This is a genomic window from Paenibacillus camerounensis, from assembly GCF_000723885.1.
Classification (GTDB): Bacteria; Bacillota; Bacilli; order Paenibacillales; family Paenibacillaceae; genus Paenibacillus_AQ; species Paenibacillus_AQ camerounensis.
Genome location: NZ_CCDG010000019.1, coordinates 103,929 through 110,205 on the forward strand (window position 1 = coordinate 103,929; position 6,277 = coordinate 110,205).

General features: G+C 51.1%; 7 protein-coding genes. 6 read left to right on the top strand and 1 reads right to left on the bottom strand.

All coding sequences use genetic code 11. The annotated features are described in order from the left end of the window. Positions 1–135: 135 nt before the first annotated feature. The 4 genes from BN3772_RS07815 (at position 136) to BN3772_RS07830 (ending at position 3,121) form a co-directional block, all read left to right on the top strand. Positions 136–642: a metallophosphoesterase family protein gene (locus BN3772_RS07815; RefSeq protein WP_042173713.1), complete on the top strand. Its 507-nt coding sequence runs from the start codon at positions 136–138 to the stop codon at positions 640–642. 27 nt (positions 643–669) lie between these two features. Next, positions 670–1,134 carry a GNAT family N-acetyltransferase gene (locus tag BN3772_RS07820; RefSeq protein ID WP_042198431.1) on the top strand — a complete coding sequence of 155 codons (465 nt, stop codon included), beginning with the start codon at positions 670–672 and terminating at the stop codon, positions 1,132–1,134. Between the two features lie 24 nt (positions 1,135–1,158). After that, on the top strand, positions 1,159–1,869 hold the full coding sequence (locus tag BN3772_RS07825; RefSeq protein ID WP_086074453.1) for an HAD family hydrolase: 711 nt from the start codon (positions 1,159–1,161) through the stop codon (positions 1,867–1,869). A 307-nt stretch (positions 1,870–2,176) separates the two neighbouring features. Further along, entirely contained in the window at positions 2,177–3,121 is a 945-nt protein-coding gene (locus BN3772_RS07830; RefSeq protein ID WP_244444694.1) for an LCP family protein, read from the top strand. A gap of 61 nt (positions 3,122–3,182) precedes the next feature. Here BN3772_RS07830 and BN3772_RS07835 read toward each other — a convergent pair whose 3' ends face one another. Then, entirely contained in the window at positions 3,183–4,301 is a 1,119-nt protein-coding gene (locus tag BN3772_RS07835) for an FAD:protein FMN transferase (protein ID WP_042198474.1), read from the bottom strand. 279 nt (positions 4,302–4,580) lie between these two features. Between BN3772_RS07835 and BN3772_RS07840 the strand changes: the two genes are divergently transcribed. Together BN3772_RS07840 and BN3772_RS07845 are read left to right on the top strand one after the other, a co-directional pair. Further along, complete coding sequence (locus tag BN3772_RS07840; protein WP_042198436.1) at positions 4,581–5,153, top strand: TetR/AcrR family transcriptional regulator; 573 nt, start codon at positions 4,581–4,583, stop codon at positions 5,151–5,153. Between the two features lie 102 nt (positions 5,154–5,255). Then, positions 5,256–6,277: YhgE/Pip domain-containing protein (locus BN3772_RS07845; RefSeq protein ID WP_042198438.1), on the top strand; the 1,022-nt coding region annotated here is incomplete at its 3' end.

Here is a 6,277-nt window from a genome sequence, read left to right on the forward strand (position 1 = left end):
AGAGGCTGCTCTGTCTGCGGATGATAGCGCTTTACTTGCTTCTGCCTGCTGCAAATCGTACAATTATCTGAAAATATGCATTCGCTAAAAACGGTGACAGATGTACGAGATTATGCAGATTAGGAGCTGAATCAGATGAAAATAGGAGTCGTATCCGATACTCATTTATCGCGGTCGGCCAAGGCGCTGCCGCAGACGCTTGTGGAGGAATTCCGTCAGGTGGACCAGATTCTCCATCTCGGAGACTGGGTGGCAATGGAGATCTATGACCTGCTGGCCGAGCTTGCCCCTGTAGAGGGAATTGCCGGCAATAATGACGGCCAGGAGATTATCCGCCGGTTCGGGGAGCAGAAGATTGTTACCCTGGACGGAGTGCGCATTGGAATGATCCACGGCCATGCTCCATATTCCCGTAAAGGGACGGACGGCAACGCACTGCTGGCTTTTGAGGGTGAAGAGGTGGATTGCATCCTGTTCGGCCATTCGCACCAGCCGCTGATGCGCAGGGAGAACGGCGTCCTGCTGTTTAATCCCGGCTCGCCTACCGACAAACGGCGGGAGAAGCAGTATTCCTTCGGAATCCTGGATATTGAGGACGGTAAAATCAGCGCCCGGCATGTCTTCTACGACTCCAAAGAGTAGCGGAAGATGGAAAAGAGGGAATAAAGGATGGAAGCTTACCGTTTGGTGCAGGCGGAGTGGCAGGATGCGGAGCTGATTGCCCCGCTGTTCAATGATTACAGGGTATTTTACGGGAAGCAGCCCGATTCTGCAGGAGCTTTGCAGTTCATACAGGAGAGGCTGCGGGCAGAAGAGTCGGTTCTTTTTATGGCGCTAAAGGATGAGGCAGGCAGCAGTCAGGCCGGCGGTTTTGTACAGCTCTATCCGTCGTTCTCTTCGGTGACCATGCAGCGGCTGTGGATACTGAATGATCTGTATGTAGCGGAGCATTTGCGCGGACTGGGTCTGGGCAAGCTGCTGCTGGAAGGCGTACGCGAGTATGCCGTGAACAGGGGAAGCAAAGGGCTGACGCTGACCACCATGACGGATAATATCCGGGCACAGCGCCTGTATGAAGCTCAGGGCTATATAAGGGATGAGGAATTTTATACGTATGATCTTATTTTTAAATGAAAGCTTCAAGTAAGGAGAATTGTAGTGGATAACAGTAATAAATTAGCCGTGTTTTTTGATCTGGATGATACGCTGTACGACCATCTGGTGCCGTTCCGTGAAGCGGTGCGCGAGGTACTGGCGCCGGATGAGGATTGCCTGGATTACGCGGAATTATTCTATACGGTAAGGCATCACAGCGATCTGCTCTGGCCGAAGTACCTCAGCGGTGAGCTTGAGCTGGAGGTAACGCGGGTGCTGCGGCTGGAGCTGGCTTTTGCCGAGTATGGTATAGCGCTCAGCCGGGAGCAGGCAGAACGTGTGCAGGCAGCCTATATCGGGCGGCAGTACACCATTGATATGATTGACGGTGTGGAGGAGCAGATCAGGCACTTTCTTGCACGCGGGCACAAGGTCGGCATTATCACCAACGGGCCGGAGGAGCATCAGACGAATAAGCTGCGGGGCCTCGGCATCGACAAGCTGATTCCGCCGGAGATGATCTTCATTTCGGATGCGGTCGGACTGGCTAAGCCGGACCCGGCGATTTTCAGGCATGTCAATGAGGCTACTGGAACCACTCCGGACCATTCGCTCTATGTCGGTGATACCTGGGATAATGACGTGGTTGGCGCGCTGTCGGCCGGCTGGAAGGTATGCTGGTACAATCCACGCGGCAGACAGCCGCGTACAGCGCATGTGCCGAGCTATATTTTTGCGGATTACAAGGAATTCAGCAGGCTTCCCCTGATCTGAGGGGCTGGCGGAAAACAAGGATAACAGAAAGCGGCGGAGCCTGAGGCTCGGCCGTTTTTTGTTATTCACAAATACTTGCAGAGAAAATTCATATAGCATGATAGAAAGCATACTCGCCGGGGAGTCATTAATTGTAAAATAGAGTAAAATAATAGAACAAGGAAAGGTTCGCTGATACATGAAAAAGAATAATCCGCTCCCGTCATCGCCCTTACAAAGAACAGGCAGGAGCATACTAAAAAAGAAAAGTAAGCGAAGAAGAAAGGTATGGATCACGATTCTGGCGTTTATTTTTATTGCAGGCATCTTGTCCTTTATATTCCGCAAAGAATTATTAATGTTCGGGTTTGATCATGTTGTTGCGCCGACCGTAGAAGGCACGCTTAAACATTCATATGTTCCGCTCAGCCATAACAATGATGAAGAAGAGGCTGCTTCAATAAAGCTGGATAAAAGCCCGCCGTTCTCTCTGCTGCTGTTAGGTACAGATCAGCGGGGCAAAGAGAACGGGCTGTCCGATTCGATTATTTACACCGTAGTCCGGCCGAAAGAGAATAAAGTCCTGTTCGTTTCGATTCCGCGTGATTCCTATACGAGAATTGTCGGGGCGGAAGAGGTTAAGGGAGCAAGAAAAAATACCAAAATAAATGCAGCCCATTCGTACGGCGGCGCACAGATGAGTGTGGATACGGTTGAGCATCTGCTGGATGTACCGGTAAATTATTATGCAACGATTAATTTTAGCGGACTGGTTGAGGTGGTGGATGCAATAGGCGGAGTCGAGCTGCCGATTACTAAGCTGATTGAAAATAAAAATCCGGCGCATGAGAAGCTTCGTATTGAACCTAACAAGCCGATTTATACAGGAAACGAAGCCTTAATGTATGTAAGGTACCGGGAGGATTCTGATTTTAAACGTACAGAGCGGCAAAGAATCTTCCTTAAGGCTGTTTTGGACCGGATGAAAAAGTTCAGCAATATCGCTAATATCAAAGATATTATGGGGGTTGCCGGGGATAACTTCAAAACAAATATGAGAGCAGAGTTCATGCTGGAGCTGGCGAAGAGGGTTGTTTTTGAAAGCGGCACTCCGCAAATTAACAGCCATATGCTGCAGGGGACCGATAAGTGGACGGATCAGTGGTACTATATTTTGGATGATGAAGATGTGCAAAGGACTCATGAAAGGATTGAATTGTGGCTGAATCCGGATATGGCAGCGGGTGAACTGATTTCGGAGGACAGTGAATAGCAGGGAGGATACAAATAAGAGGGGGCACTCAGCCCCCTCTTATTTGTACAGGAATATAAGGTTAATCCGCAAACGTATAGGTCGGATCAGTCAGCTGGAGCCGCTCCCGGATACCTGGCGTAGCATAGATCTTGTTGTCATCGGTAATAAAGAAGGCCTCAACATCTTCCGGAAGTGACTGCAGATAAGCCATCCCTTCCTCCAGACCCATCAGGAATACGCCGGTGGACAGGGCATCTGCATCTGTCGCGCTTGGGCTCATAATCGTGATGCTCTTCAGACCGTTCTGGGAAGGATAACCTGTCCGCGGGTCAAGAATATGGTGGTAACGGACGCCGTCCTGCATGAAATAGCGCTCATACACACCGGAAGCATCAATGACCTCATCGGTGATTTTGATAGTGCCCAGCTGGGTGCCGCGGCTCTGGTCCGGGTCCTGCAGGCCGATATTCCAAGGGGAGCCGTTCGGCTTGTTGCCAAGGGCGATAATGCTGCTGCCGCCAAGGTTAATCATCGCGCTGTCCAGTCCCTGCTCCTTCAAATAATCGGCGATCCGGTCTGCAGCGTAACCTTTGCCGATCCCGCCCATATCGAGCACCATGCCTTCTCTGGTAAGCTTGATGGTCTTGGCGTTCTCATCAATAATAATATCCTTATAGTTGGCCAGGCTCTTCGCGGTGTCAATTGCAGCCTGGTCCGGTACACGCTCGCCGCCTTCGCCAATTGCCCACAGATCCACCAGTGGTCCGATTGTCGGCTCATACAGCCCGTCCATCTCTTCGGCGTACTTGATAGACAGCTTCACAATATCGAGGGTTTCGTCGGATACAGCTACGGCTTCTTTGCCGGCCGCCCGGTTCACGGCATACAGTTCTCCGTCTTCCTTGGTACGGCTGAACTGGGTATCCATCCGCTCCAGCATGCTCTGGATATCATCCATATTCTGCTGGGTGGCATCGTTGCCGAATATCTTGATGTTCACAACGGTATCATAGATATAAAAAGTCTGCGCCAGCGCTTTGGTGCCGCCTTCTTCGGTTACGGTTGCGCCTCCCGGGGTTTCGGTTGCAGCGGTATTGCCGCTGTCATCCCCTTTACCGCCTACAGCAAGCCAGACAACAACAGCCGCAACAATGACCAGACCGGCCAGAATAAGCAGCATTTTTTTGTTTTTAAACATATTCCACCATCCATAATGTAGTTTCTCGATCACATCCTTCTTATCATACCCCAGAAAAGACGGCAATGGATACTCCTTTCATGACATTTTACGGAGATCAGAGCAGCGCCGTTAGACATACGGCAGATAAAGAGCCAGCGGCTAATTCGCAAAAAAAATCAAATTTTAAATAAATGGTTGTCAACTGCCGGCAGACATGTTAAATTAATTACTGACCGTATGACCGAAAAAATAATTTAGTCATTTTTGCTGTTATAACCTTAGAAGGGAGTCCGATCTATGTCTATCGACCGCAAGTCATTAATCCTGTTGGCGGCAACCAAATCCTTTGTCCAGTTCGGTTATAAAGCGACGACAATGGAGCAGGTCTCCAAGATCGCGAATGTCGGCAAGGGAACAATCTATACGTTCTTCAAGACCAAGGAAGAGCTGTTTGAAGAAATTCTGGACAAGGCCACCCAGGAGTTAACCTCGGTTATGAACCGGATCGCAGCTGAGGATAACACCTTTATTCATAAACTGTTTAATCTGCTTGACTCCATTCTGGAGTTCCGCTCCGATCATGAGCTGTTCGTCAAGCTTGCCCAGGAAGTGCGCGATATCGGTACAGTGCAGGCGCTGGAAGGGGTTAAGCGGATGGAGGACTATGCACTGGACTTCCTGAGACAGCAGATTGAGAGAGCAATCAGCAGCGGTGAAGTGAAGCCCTGCGATTCCAGTGTGGCTGCGTTTATGATCCTGCGTCTATACCTGGCACTGACAACGGAATGGAATAAAGCCCATGAGCCGCTGGATGAAGCCCGGATCAAGGAGCACATGATGCTGTTTATTTCAAACGGCATTCTCAAGTAATAATGAACATCCTGGCCTGTAGCGGGCTATTTTTTTCCGCTAATAATGAATGTTTATGAAAGTTTTCATGTATTTACAAATAAAAGATTGAGGGTGAAGCCTGTGAGAGCCATTAATGTGTTCTGGAAGGATTTAAAAAACCTGCTCGGGAAACCGATGCTGCTGATTACGCTGCTTGGTGTGGCGGCACTGCCGATGCTGTACAGCGGATTCCTTGTTGAAGGCTCCTGGGACCCTTACGGAAATACAGGCAAGCTTCCCGTCGCTGTAGTTAACCTGGATAAGGGGGCGCAGTACGAGGGGAAAACGATGGATGCCGGTGATGATTTTGTGGATGAGTTAAAATCAAACACCGACTTCAACTGGAAATTCGTAGATGCCGCTGAGGCGGAAGACGGCATGGCGCATAACCGCTATTATATGACGATTACGATTCCTGCTGATTTCTCGCAGAACGCGACTACCCTGACGCAGGAAAAGCCGGTGCAGGCGGAGATTATTTTTGAACCGAACAGCGATTATAACTTTGTCGCCGGCCAGATCGGCAACAGTGCAATGAATAAGCTGAAGTCGAAGCTGTCCGCCAAAATAACTGAAGCGTACACACGGAGCATGTATGATCAGGTAGATACAATTGCTGCAGGGCTTGGTGATGCCGGCAGCGGGGCAAGTGAGCTGCAGGAGGGGGCGGACAAGCTGACAAACGGCTTGTCTACGCTCAAAACCAATCTGAGTAAGCTGTCGAGCGGCACAACGGAGCTTCAGAGCGGCCTGAAGCTGCTCTATAAGGGAGCAGGCACGCTGAATGACGGCACAGGCACACTGACAGACGGTACCGCTGACCTGGCCAGCGGCCTGAGCCAGCTCTCCAAGGCGGAGCAGCAGCTCCAGGAAGGCGCTGCGAAGTCGCAGAGCGGAGCCTCACAGCTGGCCGCCGGGCTGGCGGATGCCAAGGACGGCAGCGGCCGGCTGACCGCAGGGCTAACAGCCTCGGAGGCGGCGAGCGGCCAACTGGCTGCCGGTGCAGAGCAGGTAGCAGCCGGGCTTGAGCAGATGCTCGCGGCGACGCCGGAGCTGCAAGGCAGCGAGCAGTTCCAGCAACTGCTGGCTGCGAGCAAGCAGGT

Bases quoted from the DNA above. Each gene is read 5' to 3' on its own strand.
- BN3772_RS07840 (WP_042198436.1), top strand. From the start codon at position 4,581: ATGTCTATCGACCGCAAGTCATTAATCCTGTTGGCGGCAACCAAATCC.
- BN3772_RS07815 (WP_042173713.1), top strand. From the start codon at position 136: ATGAAAATAGGAGTCGTATCCGATACTCATTTATCGCGGTCGGCCAAG.
- BN3772_RS07820 (WP_042198431.1), top strand. From the start codon at position 670: ATGGAAGCTTACCGTTTGGTGCAGGCGGAGTGGCAGGATGCGGAGCTG.
- BN3772_RS07835 (WP_042198474.1), bottom strand. From the start codon at position 4,301: ATGTTTAAAAACAAAAAAATGCTGCTTATTCTGGCCGGTCTGGTCATT.